At 35.2% G+C, this 23,931-nt stretch carries 25 protein-coding genes, 1 tRNA gene and 6 pseudogenes; 29 read left to right on the top strand and 3 right to left on the bottom strand.

Going from position 1 to position 23,931, the window contains the following annotated elements; all coding sequences use genetic code 11:
- Positions 1 to 19: 19 nt before the first annotated feature.
- Positions 20 to 532, bottom strand: coding sequence for a GNAT family N-acetyltransferase (locus tag Y7E_RS0113265; protein ID WP_313771961.1), 513 nt, complete (start codon positions 530 to 532; stop codon positions 20 to 22).
- A 195-nt stretch (positions 533 to 727) separates the two neighbouring features.
- On the opposite strand from Y7E_RS0113265, the gene Y7E_RS35035 reads away from it, so the two are divergent.
- The 3 genes and pseudogenes from Y7E_RS35035 to Y7E_RS29700 all read left to right on the top strand — a co-directional run.
- Positions 728 to 910: a DUF6985 domain-containing protein gene (locus tag Y7E_RS35035; protein ID WP_390881323.1), complete on the top strand. Its 183-nt coding sequence runs from the start codon at positions 728 to 730 to the stop codon at positions 908 to 910.
- 6 nt (positions 911 to 916) lie between these two features.
- Entirely contained in the window at positions 917 to 1,258 is a 342-nt protein-coding gene (locus tag Y7E_RS0113270) for a hypothetical protein (RefSeq protein WP_017151744.1), read from the top strand.
- Positions 1,259 to 1,296: 38 nt separating this feature from the next.
- Positions 1,297 to 1,529 (top strand): annotated as a pseudogene (locus Y7E_RS29700) (ankyrin repeat domain-containing protein); the annotation flags it as partial.
- A 266-nt stretch (positions 1,530 to 1,795) separates the two neighbouring features.
- Here the strand turns inward: Y7E_RS29700 and Y7E_RS29705 are convergent.
- A pseudogene (locus tag Y7E_RS29705) lies at positions 1,796 to 2,225 on the bottom strand (hypothetical protein).
- A 382-nt stretch (positions 2,226 to 2,607) separates the two neighbouring features.
- On the opposite strand from Y7E_RS29705, the gene Y7E_RS33250 reads away from it, so the two are divergent.
- The 23 genes and pseudogenes from Y7E_RS33250 (at position 2,608) to Y7E_RS0113385 (ending at position 21,143) form a co-directional block, all read left to right on the top strand.
- Positions 2,608 to 2,756, top strand: a tRNA-OTHER gene (locus Y7E_RS33250).
- 356 nt (positions 2,757 to 3,112) lie between these two features.
- Positions 3,113 to 3,967: a TROVE domain-containing protein gene (locus Y7E_RS34355; protein ID WP_237741371.1), complete on the top strand. Its 855-nt coding sequence runs from the start codon at positions 3,113 to 3,115 to the stop codon at positions 3,965 to 3,967.
- Between the two features lie 5 nt (positions 3,968 to 3,972).
- Positions 3,973 to 4,581 carry a hypothetical protein gene (locus tag Y7E_RS34360; protein WP_237741372.1) on the top strand — a complete coding sequence of 203 codons (609 nt, stop codon included), beginning with the start codon at positions 3,973 to 3,975 and terminating at the stop codon, positions 4,579 to 4,581.
- 212 nt (positions 4,582 to 4,793) lie between these two features.
- The gene (locus Y7E_RS29715) at positions 4,794 to 5,123 is read left to right on the top strand and encodes a toxin-antitoxin system YwqK family antitoxin (RefSeq protein WP_017151745.1); all 330 of its coding nucleotides are present in this window, start codon (positions 4,794 to 4,796) and stop codon (positions 5,121 to 5,123) included.
- 291 nt (positions 5,124 to 5,414) lie between these two features.
- Entirely contained in the window at positions 5,415 to 6,221 is an 807-nt protein-coding gene (locus tag Y7E_RS0113295) for a Cof-type HAD-IIB family hydrolase (RefSeq protein WP_017151746.1), read from the top strand.
- Between the two features lie 193 nt (positions 6,222 to 6,414).
- Positions 6,415 to 6,567: pseudogene (locus Y7E_RS31700) on the top strand (DUF1433 domain-containing protein); the annotation flags it as partial.
- Between the two features lie 278 nt (positions 6,568 to 6,845).
- Positions 6,846 to 7,196 (top strand): annotated as a pseudogene (locus Y7E_RS33655) (immunity protein Imm33 domain-containing protein).
- A 644-nt stretch (positions 7,197 to 7,840) separates the two neighbouring features.
- Positions 7,841 to 8,737 (top strand): DnaD domain-containing protein, encoded by an 897-nt coding sequence (locus Y7E_RS0113305; RefSeq protein ID WP_017151748.1) that lies wholly within the window; start codon positions 7,841 to 7,843, stop codon positions 8,735 to 8,737.
- A 30-nt stretch (positions 8,738 to 8,767) separates the two neighbouring features.
- Entirely contained in the window at positions 8,768 to 8,923 is a 156-nt protein-coding gene (locus Y7E_RS33255; protein ID WP_017151749.1) for a hypothetical protein, read from the top strand.
- 279 nt (positions 8,924 to 9,202) lie between these two features.
- Positions 9,203 to 9,523: a PadR family transcriptional regulator gene (locus Y7E_RS0113315; protein WP_017151750.1), complete on the top strand. Its 321-nt coding sequence runs from the start codon at positions 9,203 to 9,205 to the stop codon at positions 9,521 to 9,523.
- 71 nt (positions 9,524 to 9,594) lie between these two features.
- Complete coding sequence (locus Y7E_RS0113320; protein WP_017151751.1) at positions 9,595 to 9,936, top strand: DUF1048 domain-containing protein; 342 nt, start codon at positions 9,595 to 9,597, stop codon at positions 9,934 to 9,936.
- A 170-nt stretch (positions 9,937 to 10,106) separates the two neighbouring features.
- Positions 10,107 to 10,868 carry an ABC transporter ATP-binding protein gene (locus tag Y7E_RS0113325; RefSeq protein WP_017151752.1) on the top strand — a complete coding sequence of 254 codons (762 nt, stop codon included), beginning with the start codon at positions 10,107 to 10,109 and terminating at the stop codon, positions 10,866 to 10,868.
- Complete coding sequence (locus tag Y7E_RS0113330; protein WP_017151753.1) at positions 10,869 to 11,618, top strand: ABC transporter permease; 750 nt, start codon at positions 10,869 to 10,871, stop codon at positions 11,616 to 11,618.
- A gap of 211 nt (positions 11,619 to 11,829) precedes the next feature.
- Positions 11,830 to 12,114 carry a hypothetical protein gene (locus Y7E_RS33660; protein ID WP_017151754.1) on the top strand — a complete coding sequence of 95 codons (285 nt, stop codon included), beginning with the start codon at positions 11,830 to 11,832 and terminating at the stop codon, positions 12,112 to 12,114.
- Between the two features lie 16 nt (positions 12,115 to 12,130).
- Positions 12,131 to 12,595 (top strand): annotated as a pseudogene (locus tag Y7E_RS29725) (GNAT family N-acetyltransferase).
- A gap of 282 nt (positions 12,596 to 12,877) precedes the next feature.
- Positions 12,878 to 14,011: a suppressor of fused domain protein gene (locus Y7E_RS0113345; protein ID WP_017151757.1), complete on the top strand. Its 1,134-nt coding sequence runs from the start codon at positions 12,878 to 12,880 to the stop codon at positions 14,009 to 14,011.
- Between the two features lie 30 nt (positions 14,012 to 14,041).
- Complete coding sequence (imm47, locus tag Y7E_RS0113350) at positions 14,042 to 14,839, top strand: Imm47 family immunity protein (protein ID WP_017151758.1); 798 nt, start codon at positions 14,042 to 14,044, stop codon at positions 14,837 to 14,839.
- Positions 14,840 to 14,995: 156 nt separating this feature from the next.
- Positions 14,996 to 15,436, top strand: coding sequence for a DUF7832 domain-containing protein (locus tag Y7E_RS0113360; protein WP_237741373.1), 441 nt, complete (start codon positions 14,996 to 14,998; stop codon positions 15,434 to 15,436).
- Positions 15,437 to 16,323: 887 nt separating this feature from the next.
- Entirely contained in the window at positions 16,324 to 18,894 is a 2,571-nt protein-coding gene (gene pulA, locus Y7E_RS0113365; protein ID WP_017151761.1) for a type I pullulanase, read from the top strand.
- Positions 18,895 to 19,129: 235 nt separating this feature from the next.
- Positions 19,130 to 19,495, top strand: coding sequence for a hypothetical protein (locus tag Y7E_RS0113370; protein WP_017151762.1), 366 nt, complete (start codon positions 19,130 to 19,132; stop codon positions 19,493 to 19,495).
- 152 nt (positions 19,496 to 19,647) lie between these two features.
- Positions 19,648 to 20,004, top strand: a complete 357-nt coding sequence (locus Y7E_RS0113375) for an Imm3 family immunity protein (protein WP_017151763.1) — start codon at positions 19,648 to 19,650, stop codon at positions 20,002 to 20,004.
- 113 nt (positions 20,005 to 20,117) lie between these two features.
- The gene (locus Y7E_RS0113380) at positions 20,118 to 20,339 is read left to right on the top strand and encodes a hypothetical protein (protein ID WP_017151764.1); all 222 of its coding nucleotides are present in this window, start codon (positions 20,118 to 20,120) and stop codon (positions 20,337 to 20,339) included.
- 150 nt (positions 20,340 to 20,489) lie between these two features.
- Positions 20,490 to 21,143 (top strand): MBL fold metallo-hydrolase, encoded by a 654-nt coding sequence (locus Y7E_RS0113385; RefSeq protein WP_017151765.1) that lies wholly within the window; start codon positions 20,490 to 20,492, stop codon positions 21,141 to 21,143.
- A gap of 132 nt (positions 21,144 to 21,275) precedes the next feature.
- On the opposite strand, the pseudogene Y7E_RS29730 reads toward Y7E_RS0113385, so the two are convergent.
- Positions 21,276 to 21,629: pseudogene (locus tag Y7E_RS29730) on the bottom strand (transposase); the annotation flags it as partial.
- A 175-nt stretch (positions 21,630 to 21,804) separates the two neighbouring features.
- Between Y7E_RS29730 and Y7E_RS0113395 the strand changes: the two are divergent.
- From Y7E_RS0113395 to Y7E_RS0113405, 3 genes are all read left to right on the top strand, one after another.
- Positions 21,805 to 22,137: a DUF4064 domain-containing protein gene (locus Y7E_RS0113395; protein WP_017151767.1), complete on the top strand. Its 333-nt coding sequence runs from the start codon at positions 21,805 to 21,807 to the stop codon at positions 22,135 to 22,137.
- A gap of 322 nt (positions 22,138 to 22,459) precedes the next feature.
- Positions 22,460 to 22,684 (top strand): hypothetical protein, encoded by a 225-nt coding sequence (locus Y7E_RS0113400; protein ID WP_017151768.1) that lies wholly within the window; start codon positions 22,460 to 22,462, stop codon positions 22,682 to 22,684.
- Positions 22,681 to 23,616 carry a DUF3994 domain-containing protein gene (locus tag Y7E_RS0113405; RefSeq protein ID WP_017151769.1) on the top strand — a complete coding sequence of 312 codons (936 nt, stop codon included), beginning with the start codon at positions 22,681 to 22,683 and terminating at the stop codon, positions 23,614 to 23,616. The genes Y7E_RS0113400 and Y7E_RS0113405 overlap by 4 nt, the downstream gene beginning before the upstream one ends.
- The last annotated feature ends 315 nt before the right edge of the window (positions 23,617 to 23,931 follow it).

Consider the following 23,931-nt stretch of genomic DNA (forward strand, 5'->3'; position numbering starts at 1 on the left):
CTCTTGAAAATTTACGAAATCATAGTTCTATCCAGTAACGCTGAACAATTTCGCCAGTATTCGGGGAAATTACTTCATCTTCTAAGATACCCCCAACTTTTTGAATGGTTTTGGCAGAGGCGATATTTGCTTTGTCACAAGTTATCAACACTTTCTCTAATCCTAATTTTTTCGCTTCAAATAAAGAAAGCCGAAGTTGCTCAGTGGCGTAACCCTTTCGACGTTCGTCTGGGTGCACGCTATAACTGATATGCCCGCTCTCTATGAGTAATTCTGGCGTTAATCGATGGCGGATATTGATGAAACCGACTAGTTTCCCCTTTTCAAAGCTCAAAAACTGAGTAGATGGAACTCGATTTGGTGGTAAATTTTCTCCGTTTTCTTGAATTTTGACTTTTTCAAGCCATTTGTTGATGGAATCAAAATGTTGTAAGGAACAACTACCATGCGGTTGTTCTCTTGAATTTAGGAATGTCTGCCGATAAGCCATGATTTGTTTGCTATGCTGGTAAGTTGGTTTTACTAATTGCATTGTCATCATCTTTCTCCTATATTATTTTTTGCTTTATAGTGTGTCTTACTCATTCCTCTCATTTCTTCCTAGTTTATAACATTCGGAATAAATAGAACAGTGTAAAAGGAGGAGCATTTATTCCCCTAGTACCATATGGATTTAGCATGAAAGCTACAGGGAGTGGAAGGTTTCATTTATTTATGCCAGTATTAAATTGAAACAACTAATAAATTATTAGAACATATAGCATTAGCTGGTATTTACGTTACGTACGCTACCATTCGTGAAGATCAGGAGATAGGGTTGTCATTTGCTTGTTCATGGGAAGATGTAATATACGGTAGCACAAAATCAAGCTCAGCAACGGATGTGTTAATGGAATTGTATAAGTGGTAGGGGATTATGATTGAAGAAAAACAAAATCAAAATATACGTTGGTATGTGGATGATAATTTAAGAATTCGCATACAAGAAATAGAGGATAGAAAAGCAAAACTGTGGGTTGCAATTGATAAGTTAAACATTTGTTTTACAACGATTATGTATGATTTTATGGACTGGTGTGAGCGAGAGATAAATATAAACTTGGAGATAGATAAAAGTTGGAATAATCATAGAGGTTTTATTATAGACAGTAAAGACCGAGTAATAATAATGTCCGAAATAAAAAGATTCATGAATGAATGTAACATAAAACCTAATGAAAATGCTGACCAATTTTCAGATGCTGAGTGGTATGCATAAATTTGACTCTTTTCAGGTGGTATAAAATACTAGGTAATGATATAGAAAGTTTAAACACTATGACTCCGTTTGGTACGTGGTTGTATGTAGCAGCAAAGAAAGAGCACCTATAGTTAAGTATCTAATTGGGAAAGGGATAAATATTGATGCTAGAGGTGGTACACTTGATGCTTCTACGTTAAATTTGGCAGCAGGAGCGGGACATTTGGAGATAGTAAAGTATCTAATAGAAGTTGGCGCAGAAATAGATGTGAGCTCAGCAAAAAGAAACAGTAGCTCTTTTTTTGATGCAAAGAAATTGAAAGTAAGCATCAAACGCTAAGTACTTCGGTTAATGATAATAATTTTAGAGGTGTATGATGTACATGGGATTCGAGGAATTTAATTTATTCACCATCATATTAGTGGTGGAGGCCAAGTAGTCGGAATACCCAAGCCTCGACATCCTAACTTTGAAGAAACTTTCTAAACACCTAATCAGTATTTATCGGAAGTCCTTTAGGATAAGAATCTGTTGATTTGTCATATAAGCTATTTTTAAGCCGTTGTAAACCAATATACGGCAAAATACCTTTCTTCCGTTTCCATAACAAAAAATTCATCATTCCATTCTGGTTCATAAGCATAAGCAATTCTGATTCCTTCAATAGGGAACTCGATAGGTTTAATAAGTGGGGCATATCTGTTTCTCAATTCTGTGAATTCTTCTTGGGATATTGTTTTCAGTTCTTCTTGTTCAGCCCTAAATTTTTTTTTCAAATTCCCATATAGGCATATCTTCAACGTATTTTCCTTTATACCAAAACCAATGCGTATTTCTTCGTTCAATGAATTGGCATGTTGCTGCAAAATCCTCCAAGGTTTTAATCGTGTCGTAACTTCTTTTTCCTTTACTATGTTCAAAAACATATATTGTTTCTTCACCACAGCTTGATAATTCATCATCTTCTATTACAAAATATTTCATATCTAACATCTCCTAGCTTCTTGTCTTATAAACAATCAATCTTTTTCAAAAGAATAATAATATATACCATATTGATCAAGAATGAATACATTTTTGTTGGGGTTTTCTGTATAAAATTGTATATATGCTAGTTAGTCTAACACATTATTTTCATACAATCTAATTGAATGAAATTGTGAAATAAAGAAGCTTTAAGATTAATAGATAAAAAAGATAAAATCTTCAAAAAGTACTAATAATTGCCAAAAATTTAATTAGTTAGTATAATGAAGTCAATAAGTAACAAAAAGAAAAGGGCAGTGTAGGAAAGAATTTCTTCGCCTTACACGCGGTAGGTCGCAGGTTCGAATCCTTGCCTCTCCTTATGTTTTATAAACATAAGGGGAGTAGCTCAGTTTGGTAGAGCAACATATTGAGTCTTTCCGCCTCTCTCCCTTTTTTATACTTCATATTTAATAGATTTGGGCAGTGTAGAGAAGGATTTCTTCGCTTTGGACGCCGTGTGTCATGGGTTCGAATCCCATCCTTCCAATTTAGGAAGGTAGCTCAGTGGTAGAGCAACGTAATGAGCCTTTTCGCGTATCTCCCAAATTCTTAAACATTACATATAACAGAAACAGTGTAGATAGCCCATACTTTGTTAAACGCTATAGATTCGATCTTCATCGATGCGAGAAGGTCCGCACCGAGTTCGTACTTTTCTTTCATTCATAACGCTAAGGTAGGAGTTACTTCGTCATATAGGGATTGTGTTTGTGGGATTCGATTCCTGTTTTGATTATTTCTTAAGTGTTAGGGATGAGTGAAAAGAGCAACGTGTATACGTTGCCTTTTTTATTTGCATTTCAACCAGTAGTGTCAAAAAACATCTGGGGGGGTAAATAATAATGTCAAAGTTTAATCATTCTTCTCATGGAAGCCGTCAAACGTATACAAAAGAGGGCGGAAAAGCTTATAAAATGTATGATAAAGATAAATTAGTTACGATGGTATTAACATCTTTTTTTAATGAGCCTAAATTTTATGGAGATAACAGTGAAGAATTAGTTACTATTGCAAAACAAATTATGGACAAAGATCCTAAATTTATTGCAAGTTTAGCAGTGTATGCACGTGAAGTGTTCTATATGCGTTCTGTTACACATGTATTAGCAGTGGAACTTGCAAACCATCCTGAAGGTCGTAAATATGCTCGTCAAACAGTTTCTCGTATTGCGCAGCGTCCTGATGATGTAACAGAAATGATGGCATATCAATTAGGGGGATATGGTCGGAAACATCCAATTCCAAACTCTTTGAAAAAAGGGTTAGCAGATGCATTTTCTACATTTGATGAATATCAATTAGCAAAATACAATCGCACAGGAAAAGACGTTACATTGAAAGATGTATTCCGTTTAGTAAGCCCATCTGCCAAAAAAGGAACAGAACGTTACGAACTTTATAAACGTTTGTTAGAAAATACACTACAAGTACCATACACATGGGAAACACAGCTTTCTCAAAAAGGAAACAAAAAAGAAGTATGGGAAGAATTAATTGAAAGCGGTAAAGTGGGGTATATGGCCTTACTTCGTAACCTTCGCAATATCGTAAATTCAGGTGCATCAAATATTGATACAGTCTACAACATTCTTCGCGATCCTGAGCGAGTAACAAAATCAAAACAATTACCATTTCGCTTTTTTTCAGCATATCGTGTTGTGCAAAAAAATTACCGCAAGCAGGAAGCGAATTATTAGATATATTGAATGACGCAATTGAAGCATCTGTTACAAACATGCCGAGATTATCAGGAACAACATTTATGACAGCGGATATCTCAGGATCTATGACATGTTATCCTGTTTCGAAAGATGGCACTGTTAAATGCGCAGATATTGCTACACTCATGATGGCAATGGCACATTCCTTCTGTGATAATTCGATTACATCTGTATTCGCAACTGACTTCAAAGCGATAAATGTTTCTACTCGTTCTGGCATTTTAGAGAATATGCGTACATTTTTATCAGAAGTTAATAAACATGGATATGGAACAAACTTACATCTTTCTATCAAATACTTATTAGATAACAAAATCAAAGTTGACCGCATTCTCGTTTTCTCTGATGAGCAAATGTACGGAGATAGATATGAGGGTAATTCTTCACAAAGTCTTCTTGAAACATATCGCCGTGAAATAAATCCAGATGTTTGGGTTCACTCTTTCAATCTAAATAGTTACGGTAGCCAACAATTCGTAGGAGAGAAAGCAAATTTAATCGGCGGTTGGAGCGAAAAATGTTTGGACTTCATTCATTATGCAGAAGAAGGAACAGGTCCTCTGATTTCAGCTATTGAAAATTATCAATAATTTTTTTCATTTAGAAGACGGAATAATGAGGATAACGGCAGGTCTAGTTAACCATGATGCTATAAAAAGAAACTCATAATCTTTATCTCAAGAAACCAATGAGTTTCTAATGAAAGCAGGTTTATCTGGATCTGCTTCTTCATTTCTATGATTTGAACCGTCAGCTAATCTTGATGAGGATAGATTTGAGTGTAATTCAGAGGTGAAAAAAATTGAAAGATCAAGTTGATATATTCAGTAAAGAATTTGTGATAGAACATGGGACTGACTTTGACGAAGAATTATGGTTTGCATCTTACAGTGATGAAGTTTTAGATAATCCGGAAGACGAGAATGGGAAACCTCTTACTGGCTTAGCTTATGAATTATATGATAATGGTAATTTGATATATTACACAAAGTATGTAAAAGGCTTTATAGAGAGCGAGTTAATAGAGTTTTACAAAAATGGGAATTTAAAATCAGTGAAAAATTTAATTCACGGACAAAGTAATGGCATCGAAAGAGTCTGTCCCTTTACCCATAAGTTGACCTTGAGTTAATGATTAACCCATAATCTGGCCGTTAGTTTATGCGGAATTTTATACATCTGGAGTAAAGTAAATAAAGACAATGATTGCTTATAACCACTGATATAACGGGATGAATAAGAAACTGCATGCGTAGGTGAAGAGGGTGCTTCACAGAATGCTGATAAGCCGGGGAGTATTGGTGAGGAGAACTTCTGATAATTGTGCGTTATGTTAACCAGTCATGTATGAGATATACAGGATTTTATAACTCAACATAGAACATAAAAGAAGTAACAATATATTTAAACAAGGAGATATCATATGGAACTAATAAATAATGTTAAAGCAATTGTCTTGGATCTCGATGGAACCTTATTAAATTCAAAAAAAGAAGTGTCTAAAAGAAATAAAAAAGCCATTTTAACAGCTCATAAACAGGGAATCGTAGTTATTTTTGCTACAGCAAGGCCGCCACGATCAGTTAAAGATTTTCTTCCTCATGAACTTCAAGACATTGCAACTATGGTTTATTACAATGGAGCTTTGATAGTGAATAAAGCATTAGATTATAGACAACATTATCCAATTGATTCAGCTATCACAAGTGAAATTATAGAATTTGTTATTACTTACCAGGCTGATGCATGTCTTTCCGTTGAATCAGAAGATACATGGTACAGTAATAAAACATTAGATTATAAAAAAGCCATGAATACAGATGTAAATCCAACTGTAATTTCCTTAAATGAATTAAAAAAAGTTAATGCTTCAAAATTATTAATCTCACAATATTCTCATCATGAAAAATTACAAAAACAGTTTGAACACAAAGTAAATACGATATGTACCGATGCAGGAACTTTAACGCAAATTATGGCAAAAGGTGTTTCTAAGGAACAAGCTGTTAGAGAAATCTGCATTCAAAATACTATCCCTATGGGTGACGTAATGGTCTTTGGAGACGATTGGAATGATTTAGAGCTGTTCTATGCATGTGGTTTTCCAATTGCTATGGGAAATGCGATACCTGAACTGAAGGATACTGCATATTTTATTACCGACACCAATGATGAAGATGGTGTAGCTCAAGTATTAGAAAAGTTAACTTGTACTGTTAACAACAGTTAAAAAAATATAGCGTAGTTACTTCCGCTTTCGAATTTTACGTCAACTAGCACCTCTTGCGGGGGGCTAGTTGTTTTTTTCTGTAGCAAAGATGAGATCTCACTTTTAGAAACTGTCTTAGTGTATAAAATCCGCGTTTTGCCGTCAGTACCCCATCACCATCAAGTTAAGAAAAGTAAATACCCCAAAACGAAAAAATGAGAAATTATGGTTTGTAGCGAGTGTTAGTACAACGAAAAATTTTGAGGATAAATTCGGATGTTCAGGTGAGTTATATGATAATTACATGAAAAAACCAGAAAAATCCGTATCTGAAATAGAAAAAGAAGAAAAAACAAAAAAACAATAGCACCCATAGATAGAAGTTCCTAGAAAAAAGAGCGATTTTTGCTATAACAACAAGAATTGCTCTTTCTTCGTTTTCCCTATCTAGGCCTAGAAGCCATTTAACGGATTATTCACGAAAGAATAGTTAATCGCCTTAAAACCAGAATCTCGGCGACATCACTTACTCTTTCTTGGGGTAGCGTCACATCGCCATCAAGCTAAAAAAGTGTATCCATAAAACGAAAAAACGGCAGGAAATCTCACCGGTATGAGAAGAAGACAGTCTTTGATATTCTGGGCATTGTATATGAGTATGGTGGTTTTGTCGTTTCAAAAAATATTCTTACTGGAAAACCAGTTAGATATTCGTTTAGAGAAGAGAACTCTATTCCATAATTAAATGGCTGAAATTTGTATTCTATGGATGATACTGATGACTATGTGAACCATGCGGAAAATTTTATCATCTTAAACGCGGAATCTATTTTTAAAATTGCTCCTGTAATGTTTGAGATTTTTGAAGCGCCTTACGGAACGGATATATGCTGGCTATATGAAGAAGGATTGCATATTGGTTTTTATAATATAGCCGCCGATAAAGAAGTGACAATTGATGAAGTTGTGAACTACTCGCCACTTAGCAAAGCTTGAAGTGGGAGCTTCTCAGTTCCACGACGAAAGTAACCTTTCGTCTCCCTGAGCGTTACTTCGGGGTGTTCCACCCCTAGATGTCCAACGCTTGGATGCTCTCTTGGTACGGTTGATATTTTACGCAGGAACCGAATGGCTTGGTTTTCGCACTCTATTTTCTTCCTGCAACCTCCTATATCAAGTTATCAAAGAACTTCATATAGCTAGTTTATCAAAAGTTTTTGGCTATGCCAAACCGAAATTCATCTCCCACTTATCGTTGGGCTATCGCCCTTCACACGCTTGAGGAAGGAGAATTCTTTCGGTAAATTCGATAAAACAAGATGTATTTTAATGTGTATTAATATTTTATAAGTTATTCAGCAAATGGCAGTAACAGAAGTCCCTTATAAGCCCCTTGCAAGCCCTATATAAACCCCTATCAAGTAATAAATCATTAAATAAACAAAAGAAAAAACAACTACAAGAACAAAAAGAATTTCAAAAAGAATTATAAAAACAACTACAAGAAAATAAAAAAAGTAACACACTAGTACTAGTAAAAAATTATAAAATAAATTCGCCAAATTCCTTCTTGTAAACCTATATATAGTAAGGAATGACCAATTTCGATATTTATCACTAAAAGGACGGGAGGAAGAAATATGGGAGTATACCGGAGTGTACAGGTGAATTTTTGGCAAGATGAGTTTGTGCTTGATTTAACGCCAGAGGAGCGCTATTTTTATATGTATTTGCTGACATGTTCCAAGACGAGACAATGCGGAATTTATCCACTGCCACTACGTTTGGTAGAGATGGAAACGGGGTATAATCGCGAAACGATTGAGAAGTTGTTGCAGCGGTTTGTTGCGTATGGAAAGATATTATATGACGTGAATACAAAAGAGTTATATGTTCTAAATTGGCTGCGTTATAATCCTGTTACGAATACGAACATAGAAAAGTGTGTGTTACGTGAATTAAAGACTGTGAAAAATAAAGAGTTTGTACATATGTTTCTTCAAAGATGCCTCGAGGAAGAGTTGAATATTCCGCTATTGCTAGAATATTTCGGAATGCCGGTCGAAGTATCAGATATGATTCCGCAAGAAGTTGTTCAAGGTCATGAAGGGGATGAAGTAGTACAAGAAGTAGCGCTAGAAGTGGTAGAGGAAGAAGTAGAAGAAGTGAATCCAGGTAGTAGTGTATTCACATTTTATGAACAAAATTTCGGTAGTTTGTCATCTTATGCAGTGGAAATATTAAGTGAATGGATGAACAAGTTATCAGAAGAGCTCGTATTAAAAGCACTCCAGATTGTGTATGAAAATAATAAGCGGACGCTTGCTTATGTGAAGGGAATTTTACGAGATTGGCATGGGAAAGGATATACGAAGCTCAGTGAAGTAGAGGAAGCGGCAGTGAAGTTTCGAAAGAAAGAACCGTCTGGTGTTTATGAGACAGAGGAATTTTTGAAACAATGTGAAGAGTGGGAGAAGAATGTACCGTCTGAGGAAGAATTGCAGAAATTCTTGCAGGAACACGGATGGAAACCGTGAGTGTTTAACATGTTTAGGAGTGGAATAGTGATGGATCCATTCAATAAGAAAAAATTTATAACAAGTAAGGGTGGTTTTACTATAGATAAGCGGAAGGATTTTTTACTATCTGAAATTGATGAAGTGGCTTTAAAAGATATGAATAAATTTTTAGAAAGTAAAAACGGTGAAGAAAAAAATTATTAAAAAAATACTTATATAGCGGTGTAATTGTTGTGACAGTAGCATAGGAGGATGTAAAAGCTTCATAAAGGAAATCGGTTTTATCCAATGGGTGGTAGTTGGTTTTGAAAATATTTAGAAAATCCAGTTGACACCCTCGCTACTCAGTGTTACATTGTAGTTGTAATAAGTAATAATGAATAGTGTATTTTCTCAACAGCTATTCAGTAAAAATTTCCCTTAGTACTCTGTTATACTGAATATAAGTCAGACAAAATAGAGGAGGTAAAGGAGGATTAGAACATGGAAAATTTAACTGAAATGCTGAAGGGCTCGCTGGAAGGTTGTGTGCTGGAAATCATCAGCCGCCATGAAACCTATGGCTACGAGATTACTCGCCACCTGAACGAGCTTGGTTTTACTGAAGTTGTGGAAGGGACGGTCTATACCATCCTCGTGCGATTAGAAAAGAAAAAACTTGTGAATATAGAAAAGAAACCGTCAGATATGGGGCCGCCCCGCAAGTTTTACTCACTTAATGAGGCTGGCCGTCAGGAACTTGAATTGTTTTGGAAAAAATGGGATTTTGTATCATCAAAAATCAACGTCTTGAAGTCAATCTAGCTTCATAAGATATTCCGTCCGATATTTTTGGAGTGTCGTGTTCAGCTTTATAAAAAAGGAGGAAAAATAACATGATGGAAATGTTCAAAAAAATGATTGGTGATAAAAAAGAGTACAAAATGATGATGGCACGGGTTGGAGCCCTGCCAGAGGACTACCAGTTTGTATTTAAGAAAATTCAAAACTACATGTGGAATTTCTCAGCGGGCAACGGGATGGATATGCTACACATACAGTATGAATTAATCGAGTTGTTCGAAGCCGGTGCGGCGGAAGGAAGACAAGTGTTGGAAATCACTGGGGACGATGTGGCGTCCTTTGCTGACGAACTAGTGGCAAACGCTAAAACCTATGTCTCCAAGTATCGTGAAGATTTGAATCAGAGTATCATGAAGCGATTGAGAAAAAAATAAATGCAATGGATAATATTGACTGATTAGCTGGTTATAAATATGAATTACCGCCATCGCTATTCAGTTATATTTTTTACCCGGTAATAAGTAATACAGGTTATCAGTAAGACTAAATAGAAGAGTATAGGCAATCTAGCTCCGCAAAGCGCTTTTTATAAGGAGGAAAAAGTATGAGCAATGCAGCGATTTCTGTAAAAGGGTTAAAAAAATCCTTTAAAGACAAGGAAGTCTTAAAGGGGGTGGATTTTGAGGTGCAGCGTGGCGAAATTTTCGCACTGCTGGGCTCAAATGGAGCGGGCAAGACGACGACGGTCAACATCCTCTCGACGTTGATGAAGCCCGATGGCGGCGAAGTAGGTATTTGCGGTTTTGACGTTCAGCGTCAACCGTATTATGTTCGCCAGAGCATCAGCCTGACAGGGCAGTTCGCAGCTTTAGACGGCATGCTCACCGGGCGAGAAAACTTGATAATGATTGCCAAGTTGCGTGGAGATTCCAATCCCACTCAAGTCGCCGACAATCTGCTTGCAAGATTCAGCCTGACCGATGCGGCTAACCGCCGAGCAGACCAGTATTCAGGCGGGATGAAGCGCCGACTTGACATCGCCATGAGCCTGATCGGGACGCCAGCAGTCATTTTTCTCGACGAACCGACGACAGGGCTTGACCCTGAAGCACGGATTGAAGTCTGGGATACCGTCAAGGAGCTTGTCGGCGGCGGCACAACCATCTTGCTGACAACCCAGTATCTGGAGGAAGCTGAACAACTGGCGGACCGTATCGCTATCCTGCATGGCGGAAAAATCATCACGACCGGTACCCTTACCGAACTTAAGGAGATGTTTCCGCCAGCGAAAGTGGAGTACATCGAGAAGCAGCCGACATTAGAGGAAATTTTCCTCGCGATCATCGGTAAAAAGGAGGAGAGGTAAATGAAAAGCAAAACAGGCGTATTACTAGGGCGTTTAATGCGCAACATCATGCGCAGCCCGGATACAATTATCACGGTGGCGATTACGCCGATTATGATGCTGCTGCTGTTTGTCTACGTATTTGGCGGCGCCATAGAGACAGGCACGGACAACTACGTCAATTATTTATTGCCGGGAATCTTGCTGATGGCTATCGCATCCGGCGTCGCTTACACTTCCGTGCGGCTGTTTACGGATGTAAAGAGCGGGCTGATGGCGCGTTTCATTACCATGCCCATCAAGCGCTCGTCGGTATTGTGGGCTCACGTGTTGACCTCGCTTGTTTCCAATGCGCTTACTATCTTGGTGGTTATCCTCGTTGCACTTTTGATGGGCTTCCGTTCCAGTGCTGATATCCTGGATTGGCTCGCGGTAGCTGGGATACTCGGGATGTTTACGCTGGCACTGACATGGCTGGCTGTCATTCCCGGATTGACAGCGGGATCTATGGAAGGGGCGACAGCCTACTCGTATCCGCTGATTTTCCTGCCGTTTATCAGTTCGGCCTTTGTTCCCACTGAAACCATGCCTAAAATTGTCCGTGCGTTCGCTGAGAACCAGCCCGTGACTTCAATCGTGAATGCAATTCGTGCCCTCTTGTATGAAGGGTCTGTTGGCAACGATATCTGGATCGCGCTTGCTTGGTGCGTCGGCATCATGATCATCGCTTACTTCTTCGCCAGTAAAGCATTTAAACGCCAGTTAGGGTAAGTACACCATCGGTTTGGTGTCTCGTGGCAACTGAATCTTCCAAAATAAAATATATGTTTGGAAAAGCACGGGAAAATTTTCCGTGCTTTCATTATTTGTCATGTTCTCAGGGGAACTATTGTCGATGTAATACCTTCATATTATTGAACAATCGGGCGCAATTCTGGAATAAGAATTGTGCTTTTGTTTTTATATAGAACCACTTAATAAAATGGGACTTTTAAACAAAAATGGACATGAAAAATTGTATGGACATGATGTTGGTATTGAACAAGAAGGGATTCGCTTATTAGAAGAACTTGAAAATGAGTTAGAAGACGGCGTAGATTGGAGCATTATACAGGGAATTGAAGAGGATCTCGTAGCTTCACTCATTCGATATATTTTTGAATTGTTATATAATAATGTCAACTTTGAATCGTTAGGCTTATTTCAACTGCTAGCAGTAGCGAGCATTGGAACTTGTTGTTTATATAAACTAGCTCAATCACGGTGAAGTAGGAGGGGATTAAGTGATTAGATTAAGACCGATGAATAAAGAAGAATTTCAACTATACATTTCTGGTGCAATTGAGAACTATGCAAAAAACAAAGTTACTTCAGGAAACTGGGGTGAAGATGAGGCAATCAATCTATCTAAGAAAGAATTTTCTAGACTGTTACCTAAAGATGAGAAATCTGAGCTGAATTACTTGTACTCTATTTTTCAAGACCAACAACTAGTCGGAATGATTTGAATTGCAAAAACATCAACTACAAATCCAGATCAAGGCTATATTTTTGATTTTATAATCTATGAGCCACACCAAGGACAAGGGTATGGTAAGCAAGCAATGAAAGAAATTGAAATTATTGCTAAAAAATTAGGAATGAATAAAATTGGTCTTCATGTTTTTGGGCATAACAAAGTTGCACGTAGGTTATATGAACAGTTGGGTTATGAAATTACAAATATAAATATGGTGAAGGTCATTTGAAAAAGAGACTGTATAAGTGTATAAAAGTAACGTTATAAAAACTTATATGTAATTGAAATATAAAGCGCTCATTTTGATTAACCTTTTTTCAAGTTGAGCGTTTCTTTTTGTTGTACGATTAATGTTTGTAGTTATTTAATAATTAACCTTTATGACAAACCAATATTCTAGAGTGTTTGTAATATAATTAATTTTAAGAACTATTAAAAATATGCACATCATAATATGTGATTGTTTTATGTTAAATAAATAGGTAATGGAGTGCAATGGGAGGGAGAAGTTATGAATCATATACACATTGCAAAAGAAATTCGTTCAGCAATTAAGCTGGGTAATACGGAAAGAGTTGTTGAACTAGTTGGTAATGATATTGAGAGATTAAACATGATGACACCATTTGGAACATGGCTCCATGTAGCATCTTCAAAAGGAAGACTTGAGATTGTTAAGCAGCTTATAGCCTTAGGAGCAGACGTGAATCAAAATGGTGGTGTATATGGCGGCGGGGCAATCAACGAGGCAGCTTTAGGAGGACATATAGATATTGTTGCATATTTATTGTCTTGTGGCGCAAAAATGGATGTAACTGAACCGGAAAGGAATCCGTTATTTGGCGCAATTAGTAATGGTCATGTAGATATCGCAGAGCTTCTAATTAAAAGCGGTATTGATTCAAGTGTGAAGTATAGTGATGATAGGGATGCATTGGCTTTTGCTCGAGAACTGGGGCAAACTGAGGTTGTTGCATTGATAGAAAACATGAATGGGAGTAATTCAAATGGAACGAATTACGATAATCAAAATCAACATGATAAAATTTTGGAACATGTAACGAAATACTTCGGGTCTCCAATTACGACTATAGGTGAAATTATACCTGGTAGTAGAGTAGGGATTCATATTCATATCATACCACCATCAAAGGAGAATCATTTCATCACTCTTGTGACGACAGGGATGAGTGATTATCCGATGGACAATTCAGAAGAAGCAAGTGAGTTTAAGTATGCTGAATTGATACAAAAGTTACCTGTAGACTGGCCGATAAAAAAAGAGGATTTGAAGGATCAAAATATGTATTGGCCTCTAGGCTGGTTAAGAAAAACAGCACATATTCCGCATGCTTATGACGGATGGTTAACTGAAGGGGTAATTCTTCCAAATGGAGAACCGCCGCAACCTTTTGCGTCTCGTACAAAACTGTCCTGTATTATGGTATGTAAAGTGCAAGAAAAGGGATTGGAGAAATTAGTGACTCCACAAGATGATCTCATTAATTTTTATACACTCGTACCAATTTATGAGGAAGAACGAACTCTGGCCTTAGAGAAAGGTTATAAATACTTATTAAATAAAATGAATGAAAAAGGTATCACAGACATTCTTGATACGAAAAGAGTAAATGTAGGAGTATAGAAAACGGTCATTACAGGGGAGTGGGATATTTTGATTGAAGGTATAAATTTAATGAATTGTCTTTGGTATGGAAATAGACCAATTGAATCGATTTCAAATATAAAAAAGAATATTTTGCATGCAAAAACAGAAAAGGAAGTTTTATTAAATGTAATTGAGCTTTTTAAGGCTGGTGATTTTTCACAAAAACAATTGTTAATCCAACTAATGAATCATACGAATGATGAAAGTGTATTAAACTTATGTATTCGCATTTTTTGTTCTATTGCTACTCATGAAGATATTAGGAATTCTAACAATCTTACATTTTTAGCTTCAGCAAGTGAATACATAGTAGATACGTTTTCATCAGCAGCTGTAACATCGCTCTCTATGGAGATTATTCCGTATTTATTAGTGTTACTTGAAGAGTGGGATGAAATAACAGATACTTCGATGGTCATAAGGAATTCTATTGATTTTTTTATAAACTATCAAGATGTGATTGGAGAAGAAGTAAGTGTAGAAGAGATTGGGGGATTTTATCTTAATTACACGAAATACTGTGATGTGGAAAAATACTATTTCTATCAGAGTCCAGTGTTTCCTGGAGATTTAACAAAAATATTGTTTGAAAGAGTAATAAGGGCGGCACATCATGAAGAACCATTAAAAATGGAATTTATACCATCCTTACTATCAATTTGGACAGGAGAGAAAGTGCCCGCTGATTATTATACGATAATTTGCAATGATAATTATAAAGACTTTGTAACGTATATAGATACTATTTCGAAAAGAAGTTGGGAAAGTGGGCAAAAATATTTTTATGGGTTTAAGTTATCATAATGCAGTCGTTGTTTTTTATGTTATCTATGAGTATTTAATTTATGCTTCACTTTTGGAACAACAAATTTTTTATATGAGATTGTTATGTTTTGAAGATTTTTTCTGTTTATACCTTATTTTTGATAGAATGGAAGATAAATGGGAAGTGAAAGGGAGATGGACATCTTGATTTATGATAAAGCAAAGTACTATTTTGATGACCTTCCAGAAGATTTGCCAATTGAACAAGCATATGTACATACTGGTATGTTTCTTGGGTGGATTATTGACAATCATTTATTTAGTAAAGCGTTTGAAGAAAAGTCTCGAGAGGATATTAATAAGTTTAATCTTAGACAAATGACTGGCACGCAAATCTATATAAAATGGGGTGGTGTGCTTGCAGATGACATGTTAAATGATGAGGGTAATCAATTTGCAATGTATTACTTTAATAGTGATAATGATTGGAAATATCTATATGATTATAGGGATGTTTTTGTAGATGCAGGCGATACACTTTATCATGCACAAGATACTTGGGAAAACTATTTTGAATTAAAAGAAGAGGTTAATTATAGCTATCTCAATTGGAACAACAACATACGGAAATCGTAACAACTTATTATCGAAAAAATGTAAAGTCCAAAGTTAAAAATAGAGGGAAATAACGAGCTGTAAACTCTGTCGTTGTTTCTCTTTTTGTATAACCGGTTATTTTTTTGAAAATACGTTTCGTTTATGAATGGTCGCAATAGGATGTAATTAAATATCAAGAAAGGTAGTTTAATAAGAAACGAGCGGTGAGGAATACAATGAATGGATACAAGAGGAAGTTGATTTCTTAAAAGATTTCGAGTTTATTCCTTTAACTAAAAAAGCTTTTGAATAAAATATGCAACAAACGGAATTTCTTACTTATGAGGAAGTGTGCGGTGAGTGCCTTGGTAATGATGAAAGAATTATTGCTTATTTTGGAAAGATATAGTGAATATAAGCGAGTTATAAAGAAAGAGGATTCGATACATAATTTTTGTGAAATAAAGTAAGACAAAGCTTTCCTAAACACGTGAATGTATGTAGGGGAGTTTTTATTATGTGTTGAAGCCGAGATGAAGTTTTAAAGTCGAAATATATTCGCGCTTATTATTTTCAAGGGGTTACAACTGTATATGTTAACAATATGTACATAGGATAAAAACAGAAAATTAATAATATATTGACCTCTTAATAGTTCGTGCTATAAAATTGAAAGCGATAACAAACGTTTTCTTTATAATATTTTTCATGATCTTTTGATATTTAGGGGCATAAAGAGGGGTAAGTAACTCTTTTTTTAACATTTAATGCAAACGTTTTCGTTAGTTTTTATTCCTTTTTACCTTGGCTTTTTCTATTAGAAGATTATTGAAATAAAAACGTTCAATAAGGGGGGATTATAAAAGAGATTTCTAGACTCATTTAAGCAGTTATACTTAGTAATGTTTTAAGAAGGGGTGTATTGGATGCATATGACAAAAAAATTAATAAACAAGACGTTTTTACTACTTACTGTAATTGCTTTGCTATTATCTGGTTTTTCGTTTCAGAGTGTACAAGCAGAATCAAATACGAAAACAACTGAAATTATCGTTCATTATAAGGAGAAGGTTGGAAATACAAAAGACTGGAATCTTTGGATGTGGACTGAAAATGCGAGTGGCAAATCCTATGAATTTACTGGGGAAGATGAGTTTGGTAAGTATGCTAAGGTGAAAATAGATGGTGATTATAATCGCGCCGGATTTATCGTTCGTACGAATGAATGGGAAAAAGATGGTGGGGATCGTTGGATTGAAAATATTAAGGATGGCCGTGCTGAAGTATGGGTTCTTTCTGGCGATGATAAAGTATACGATTCTAAGCCTTCTTCTGATCTTTCTATTCAGAAGGCTACTATTGATAGCTTCAATCAAATCACTGTAACTACTAATGTTCCATTCAATATTAAGGAGCAAAAAATTGAAATTGAGGGCGTTAACATTGAGAAAGTTAGTCCTTATGATACAAATGGTGGAGAGATTACCAATAGGGTTAAAATAATTACAGAAAAGAATCTTGATTTAAAACAAACATACAAAATCAAAATAGGAAATGCCATTGAAGCTAATACTGAAATTGGTAACGTAATTCGTAGCGAGGAATTTGATCATTTATTTTATTATGATGGTAATGATTTAGGTAATATATATACGCCGCGGGAAACAAAGTTTCGCTTGTGGGCTCCCACTGCGAGCGAGGCAAAGTTGGTTGGTTACAAAAAATGGAATGATGAAAAGGGTACTGAAATCAACATGGATCAAGCTGAAAAAGGAACTTGGACTGCAAAACTTACAGGTGATCAAAAAGGCCTATTTTATACATATAAGGTGAAGATTGGGGACAAATGGACTGAGGCCGTTGATCCATATGTGCGTGCTGCTTCTGTTAACGGTGATAAAGGTGCAGTCATTGATTTGAAAGAAACAAATCCAAAAAATTGGAAGGGGAATAAAAAGCCGAAATTTAAAAAGCCGGAAGATGCTATTATTTATGAGTTGCAAGTACGTGATCTTTCCATTCAACCTGAAAGTGGTATTAAACAAAAAGGAAAATATCTTGGTGTAACAGAAAAAGGAACGAGAGGACCAGGGGGCGTAAAAACAGGTCTTGATCATATTAAAGATCTTGGTGTTACGCATGTCCAGTTTTTACCGATATTTGATTATGCTTCAGTAAATGAAGAAAAATTAAATGAACCACAATATAACTGGGGATATGATCCGAAAAATTACAATGTACCAGAAGGCTCGTATTCTACGAATCCTTATGAGCCGACTGTTCGAATTACTGAATTAAAGCAGATGATTCAAACACTTCATGATAATAAACTTCGTGTTGTAATGGACGTTGTATATAATCATATGTACAATGCGGCTGAATCTAATTTCCACAAGTTAGTTCCAGGGTATTATTATCGTTACAATGAGGATGGCTCACTCGCAAATGGAACAGGTGTAGGGAATGATACGGCTTCTGAACGAAAGATGATGAGGAAATTTATGATAGATTCCGTCGTGTATTGGGCGAAAGAGTATAATTTAGATGGATTCCGTTTTGATTTGATGGGTATTCATGATGTCGAAACAATGAATGCGATACGTAAAGCGGTTAATCAAATTGATCCTTCTATTATCCTTCATGGAGAAGGTTGGGATTTAAATACCCCTCTAGCACCTGAGTTAAAAGCAAATCAAAAAAATGCGGAGAAGATGAACGGAATCGCTCATTTTAATGACGATATTCGTGATGGATTGAAAGGCAGTGTATTTGGGGATAAGGATAATGGTTTTGTGAACGGAATGCAAAACATGGAAGAGCGCATGAAAAAAGGAATTACGGCTGGTATTGATTATGATAAAAAGGTGTCTACTTATCAGGATCCTGAGCAGGTTCTAACGTATGTTGAAGCACATGATAACCATACATTATGGGATAAGCTTGAGTTGACGAATCCTGGCGACAGTGAAGAAGTACGTAAACAAATGCACAAGTTGTCTTCTTCTATCATATTGACATCGCAAGGGGTTTCATTCTTGCATGCAGGGCAAGAGTTCATGCGTACAAAATATGGTGACCATAATAGCTACAAATCTCCTGATTCGATTAACCAGATGGATTGGGTGCGCCGTGCAGCATTCGATAAAGAAGTAGATTATATGAAAGGCTTAATAGAGCTACGTAACAACTATTCAGCTTTTCGCATGACATCTGCAGATCAAATTAAAAAAGACATAACGTTTATTGATGCGCCAAAAAATGTTGTAGCTTATACAATCGATAGCAAAGCAAATGGAAATAAAAACGAATATTTTGTTGTAGCTCACAATGCGAATAGAGAAGCGGTAGAAATAACTCTTCCATCAAAAGGTCCTTGGAAAGTGCTAGTAGATGGTGAACGTGCAGGAAGTAAAGTGCTACATGTTTTCCATGATAATAAGATTAAGATTCCTGCATTAAGTTCATTTGTTTTAAAAACAGAGAAACCAATCAAATAAGAATAGATGATGTAAAAGGAAATCGTGTTTGAAACAAAGATTACCTACATCGGGATTGCAAAAGGTTCTTTGTTATAGACTATAAAGTAAAAGGTAGAAACACTCATACTCCTATTAATAAATTAACTATGATAATATAAAATATGGAAAAAAGATGAAAAATTGTAGAAGATATACTAAACTGAAAAGTGAGAAGGTTTTTATTAAACGGACAAAATTTTAAGGGGAGTTTAAGATGAGTATAAAAGTAATAAGGGCAACAGGAATGATGGGCGGAGCTACAAGAGTGGCTTTAAAGGTAGATAATGAAGTTGTAATGAAATTAGAAAATAATGAAGAGTACACGCTCCCTTCTGATGTAAAAGAGGCGAAGATAAAAGCAAATCAATTGTTTTTCGGAAGTAAAGAAAAGCAAGTGAAAAGTGGCGATATAGTCGAAATTAAGATTAATGGTCTAGCGATGCTGTTGTTTATGGTATCGTTAATAGCGGTGTTATTTGGTTCGACGATTGGTCTTAATGTTATTTTGTTTGGTGTAATCGGCTGTTTCGTAACGATTGTTTATTCAATCAATAATTGGTTTACGTTAGAAGTTAAATAATAGGAAACAGCAGAGGTTTTAAAAACTCTGCTGTTTTTTTACATCATAATTGTTTGAATAGTGTTGCGTATTCTAGTAACTAGTGAGTATCTATGTCTAAACAATTACTTCAAAATTACCACGATAATTAACACCTAATGGAGGGATCTGAAATGGAAGATTGGGAATACAATGAATTGTTTGAAGCTATTAATGAAGCCTATAATGATTTTTTAGCTTTAAATAGAGGATATAAATATGCAATAGCAAGGGCTGCTGATGAATATATAAATCTAGGGAAAATAGAAGACGTTATTGCCGATGCAGCTATAGGTGAAATATTGTTAACTCATGACAAAGTTTTTATTGGATGTATTGAAGGGATAACAAAGAGATTAAGCAAGTTTAATCCACTAGACGCAGTGGGGGTATTAACACAAGAAGAAATAAGAGATTTAATGAATAGAATACGTAAAGTGTTGGAAGGCCTTGAAAAAGTAGAGATTGATTATAATCCTTCAGCAGAATAATGCAATGTATTCTCTTTTGTGCTGAAGAGGAAGTTATTGTTTGAATAAGTATGTATCCTTGGAGAACTAACAAGTGACTTTTCAGTTATTAGATTCATTTGAAAAGAAGGAACGTGCAGAAGAAGATTGTGATCACTAAAGTTAAAATTGAAACTCTTGTTAAAAATGGAGCAAAAGAACAGGAACTACAAAGATTATTGAAACAAGACTTATCTATATTTGCTGAAGTATATGCCTATCCTTCAGATGAATATATTTGCTTTTCAGAGTTTCCAATTGGAAATACTGGAAAGGAATTATTAAAAGTAAATCGAAGCTTTAAGTTATTCAAATAACGGAGCCGTTTAGTGTGATAATGAATAATTAATGAACTAAGTAATAATAGTATTTTAAGTACAAGATTAGCTTTATTTTTCCAATCTTCTTGTGTAATCAAACAAATTTTTTTACATTAATAAAATCTAATTATAAAGGAGAGCAAAATTATGAAAATTTCTAAGGGAGTAGAGATGCTGCACCTTGAATTTCATGGGAATATTATTCATCCAACCCTTTTATGGGATCAGGAAATGGCTGTTTTAATAGATACTGGATTCCCTGGACAAATTGAAGATTTACACATAGCAATGGATAAAGTAGGAGTGTCGTTTGATAAACTAAAAGTTGTGATTTTGACGCATCAGGATATAGATCATATAGGCAGTCTTCCTGAAATATTGCAGAATTGTGGAAGGAATATTAAAGTTTATGCTCACGAACTAGATAAGCCTTATATCCAGGGGGATTTACCTCTTTTGAAAGACGGGCACATAGAGAATCCACCGAAGGGAAAAGTGGATGATACCTTGATTGACGGTCAAGAACTGCCGTATTGTGGCGGGATTCGTATCATTCATACTCCAGGGCATACTCCTGGACATATCAGCTTATATTTGAGGCAAAGTAAAACGCTTGTTGCTGGGGATTCGATGTACAGTGTAAACGGAACACTAGGGGGGATTCATGTTCCAACCACTTTGGATATAAAGGCTGCTCGACGGTCTTTGAAGAAATATTTAGACCTAGATATTGAATCTGTGGTTTGTTACCACGGAGGATTAAGTAACGGAAATATTAATGAGCAGATCCAAAAATTTTAGAGGATGCTAATAACAGATTATCATTTATTGAGGCGTTGTTGCTAAACGGGTGTGAAGGTTGAAGAATAGCTGTTCTTTTTTGGTAGCTCTATTTATCTTTTTCGTTCTTCAACATGGTATGTCAACACGAAACTAGACAATTTTTTTAAGGTGTTCCTGCCTGTACTGAACAGGACTCAAATAGCCTAGTGTTCCATGGATTCTAATATTGTTAAACCAGTTTACGTAGTCGTTCAATTCTAAGGTCAATTCTTCTAAACTTGCGAAATGACGACCGCGAACGAACCCTGTTTTAAAAATTTTGTAGGTTGCTTCCGCTACTGCATTATCGTATGGACAGCCTTTTGTACTTAATGAACGCTTGATTTGGAAGGTCTCTAACGTGTCATGAACCAGCTTATTTTTGAACTCATTTCCTCGGTCTGTATGAAATAAGGTAATCCGATTTAAATTTGTTTTCACCGTTACGAAAGCTTGAGAAACAAGCATATAGGTTTGCAAAGTATTTTGGATAATCTTTATTTCAAAGCAATACTATTAACATACACAATTGTTTATTGAATTAAATACATTTATGCATAGTTTTTCCAATTTATATTTGATAATATAGATAAATAGGCATGAAATACATAATATGTTAATAGTTAGGGGGATATTAGAATTGAAAAGAACACCTGAATTTGTACTAGGTTTAATCGGTGGTATTTTGGGGATTATAATTTCTATTATTATATTGTTGGTAGCTATTACTGCTATGGAAGGTATTGATTATAAACTTTTAACTTATTATTCTATTGTATTAATTATTCAAATAGGGTTGTTAGTTTTAGCGTGTTCAGTAAATAAGGTTAACAATATAGCATATGGACTTTGTATGATATTACTCCCATTAGTAACATTGGTTATGTCAATATTCCTTTTATTTATTCCAGTAATTCTACAAATTATTTCTGGTGGATTTGCATTTCGACCTTTAAATCAGAAATCTAATTAAAACAACTTCTTGTAAATAACTGAATAATCTCCTAGTTTACAGTAGCTATTGAAATGTACATAAAACGTATATTAGTTAAGTGTAATCCTTATAGTTGTGATAAATCTTTTTTCAATTGTTGGTTTGAAACAATACCGCACAGATATGATTTGAATGGATTGACACCGAAGGAATATATTATAGAACAATTATTGAATGAATTTGAACAAAAAAAGAAGAGTTTGATGTAAGGGGAAAAGAGTTAAAAACAACAACAAAACGGATTAAAGAAATTGAATCGCCAACAGAGTTTAAAAATAACCATCAAGGTATCATTGAAGCAATGGACTTATTCGATGAAGGATATACACTTCAACAAGAAGCGTTAAATGAGTTAAACGAAGATAAAGTAAAACAGGATTTAGAAAAGATAACAGAAGGCGGTAAAAAGTGGAGAGCGTCTACAGAGAACATCGGTCAAATGGAGAAAGAACTTCTAGATAACCTAAATAATGGGAAAAATTTAATAATTAAAACAGTCAATGAAGGGGTATCAATTAAGTCATGAAGGCAAAGAAAATCGCAAGTGTAGCAGTACCAGTCATGTTATTATTCGGTTGTGGGGGAGAGAAGACAGACGCACCTAAGAAGGATAAAGCATCTGAATCTCAAACTGTAGCTAAGAAAGTTAAGGTTTCAAAAGAAGACTATCCAAACAAGATTAATGACTTATGTGTAGAATTTGATAAGTTATTTGCAGAGTATAAGCAAACAACTGATGAAGTCATGAGTGGTAAGAAAAAGAAAGAAGAAATACCAAAGAAACTGAAAGAGTTAAATGGGGTAGTTGATAAATTTGTAGAGATAGACCCACCTAGTGAATATAAAGAAACACAAAAAGACGTAGAGAAATCAATGGGGTATTTTAGAGAGTCCTTTAAACTTGTGAATGAAGTATTTACTAGAACAACTAGAGGTTCAACAACGGATAAAGAGTTAATGGACGAAGCAAGTGCAAAACTAGTAGACGCAGACAAGTATTGGGCTAAATTCTATAAGTCAATAGAAGACAATATTAAACTAGGTGATGGTACGATAACAGCTAAGGATTTAAAAGATTTAGATAAGAAAGCTGGCATTGAATACGATAAAGTAAAAGAAAACTTATCTAAAGACGGTAAAGAACTAGTGGGTACATGGGGATTTGATGACCCTAACGGTTACATTGTTTCAATGGTAATACACGAGAATGGTACATTTGAAACATATGGTAAAGGTGAGTATCCTGATAAAAAGAACTACTTAACTGGTACATGGAAATATAACCCGAATGGTTATGCATTCACGATTCATATTGAGAAAAGTTTTAGAGACGGTGTAGAAGAAGAGGAAGCTAGGAATGTAGACATACCTTATAAAGTTCAAAACTTTGATGGTAAGAACGTCCAATTCTTTAGTCCAAAAACGTTTAACACAATTAGGTATGTGAAACAAAAGTAAAAGTAAAAGTAAAAGTAAAAGGGAAAGGGTTAGGTTTAAACAGCCTAGCCCTTTATTAAGTAGGAGGTATAAGTCTGAAATATTAAGCGCCAAATCGAATTAATTCTCTAAATTTAAATAGTATATTCACTATCTAGTTTAATACTATATTTTAATAAAAATTATTTTCCTGAAATGAAACGTATTCACCAGTCTAAATCTTTATTTTATTAAATTAAAGATATAAGAATTGAGAGATCTAATTGGATTAATGATGTTCAGTCTAAAACATTTTTTAAACTGAACAATTTATAATAGAGATCCAATTATTTTTAG

It is taken from the genome of Bacillus bingmayongensis (genome assembly GCF_000299035.1).
In the GTDB taxonomy this organism is placed as follows: Bacteria; Bacillota; Bacilli; order Bacillales; family Bacillaceae_G; genus Bacillus_A; species Bacillus_A bingmayongensis.

Bases quoted from the DNA above. Each gene is read 5' to 3' on its own strand.
- Y7E_RS0113265 (WP_313771961.1), bottom strand. From the start codon at position 532: ATGCAATTAGTAAAACCAACTTACCAGCATAGCAAACAAATCATGGCT.
- Y7E_RS0113270 (WP_017151744.1), top strand. From the start codon at position 917: ATGATTGAAGAAAAACAAAATCAAAATATACGTTGGTATGTGGATGAT.
- Y7E_RS34355 (WP_237741371.1), top strand. From the start codon at position 3,113: ATGTCAAAGTTTAATCATTCTTCTCATGGAAGCCGTCAAACGTATACA.
- Y7E_RS0113295 (WP_017151746.1), top strand. From the start codon at position 5,415: ATGGAACTAATAAATAATGTTAAAGCAATTGTCTTGGATCTCGATGGA.
- Y7E_RS0113305 (WP_017151748.1), top strand. From the start codon at position 7,841: ATGGGAGTATACCGGAGTGTACAGGTGAATTTTTGGCAAGATGAGTTT.
- Y7E_RS33255 (WP_017151749.1), top strand. From the start codon at position 8,768: ATGGATCCATTCAATAAGAAAAAATTTATAACAAGTAAGGGTGGTTTT.
- Y7E_RS0113315 (WP_017151750.1), top strand. From the start codon at position 9,203: ATGGAAAATTTAACTGAAATGCTGAAGGGCTCGCTGGAAGGTTGTGTG.
- Y7E_RS0113320 (WP_017151751.1), top strand. From the start codon at position 9,595: ATGATGGAAATGTTCAAAAAAATGATTGGTGATAAAAAAGAGTACAAA.
- Y7E_RS0113325 (WP_017151752.1), top strand. From the start codon at position 10,107: ATGAGCAATGCAGCGATTTCTGTAAAAGGGTTAAAAAAATCCTTTAAA.
- Y7E_RS0113330 (WP_017151753.1), top strand. From the start codon at position 10,869: ATGAAAAGCAAAACAGGCGTATTACTAGGGCGTTTAATGCGCAACATC.
- Y7E_RS33660 (WP_017151754.1), top strand. From the start codon at position 11,830: ATGGGACTTTTAAACAAAAATGGACATGAAAAATTGTATGGACATGAT.
- Y7E_RS0113345 (WP_017151757.1), top strand. From the start codon at position 12,878: ATGAATCATATACACATTGCAAAAGAAATTCGTTCAGCAATTAAGCTG.
- Y7E_RS0113360 (WP_237741373.1), top strand. From the start codon at position 14,996: ATGGACATCTTGATTTATGATAAAGCAAAGTACTATTTTGATGACCTT.
- pulA (WP_017151761.1), top strand. From the start codon at position 16,324: ATGCATATGACAAAAAAATTAATAAACAAGACGTTTTTACTACTTACT.
- Y7E_RS0113370 (WP_017151762.1), top strand. From the start codon at position 19,130: ATGAGTATAAAAGTAATAAGGGCAACAGGAATGATGGGCGGAGCTACA.
- Y7E_RS0113375 (WP_017151763.1), top strand. From the start codon at position 19,648: ATGGAAGATTGGGAATACAATGAATTGTTTGAAGCTATTAATGAAGCC.
- Y7E_RS0113385 (WP_017151765.1), top strand. From the start codon at position 20,490: ATGAAAATTTCTAAGGGAGTAGAGATGCTGCACCTTGAATTTCATGGG.
- Y7E_RS0113400 (WP_017151768.1), top strand. From the start codon at position 22,460: ATGGACTTATTCGATGAAGGATATACACTTCAACAAGAAGCGTTAAAT.
- Y7E_RS0113405 (WP_017151769.1), top strand. From the start codon at position 22,681: ATGAAGGCAAAGAAAATCGCAAGTGTAGCAGTACCAGTCATGTTATTA.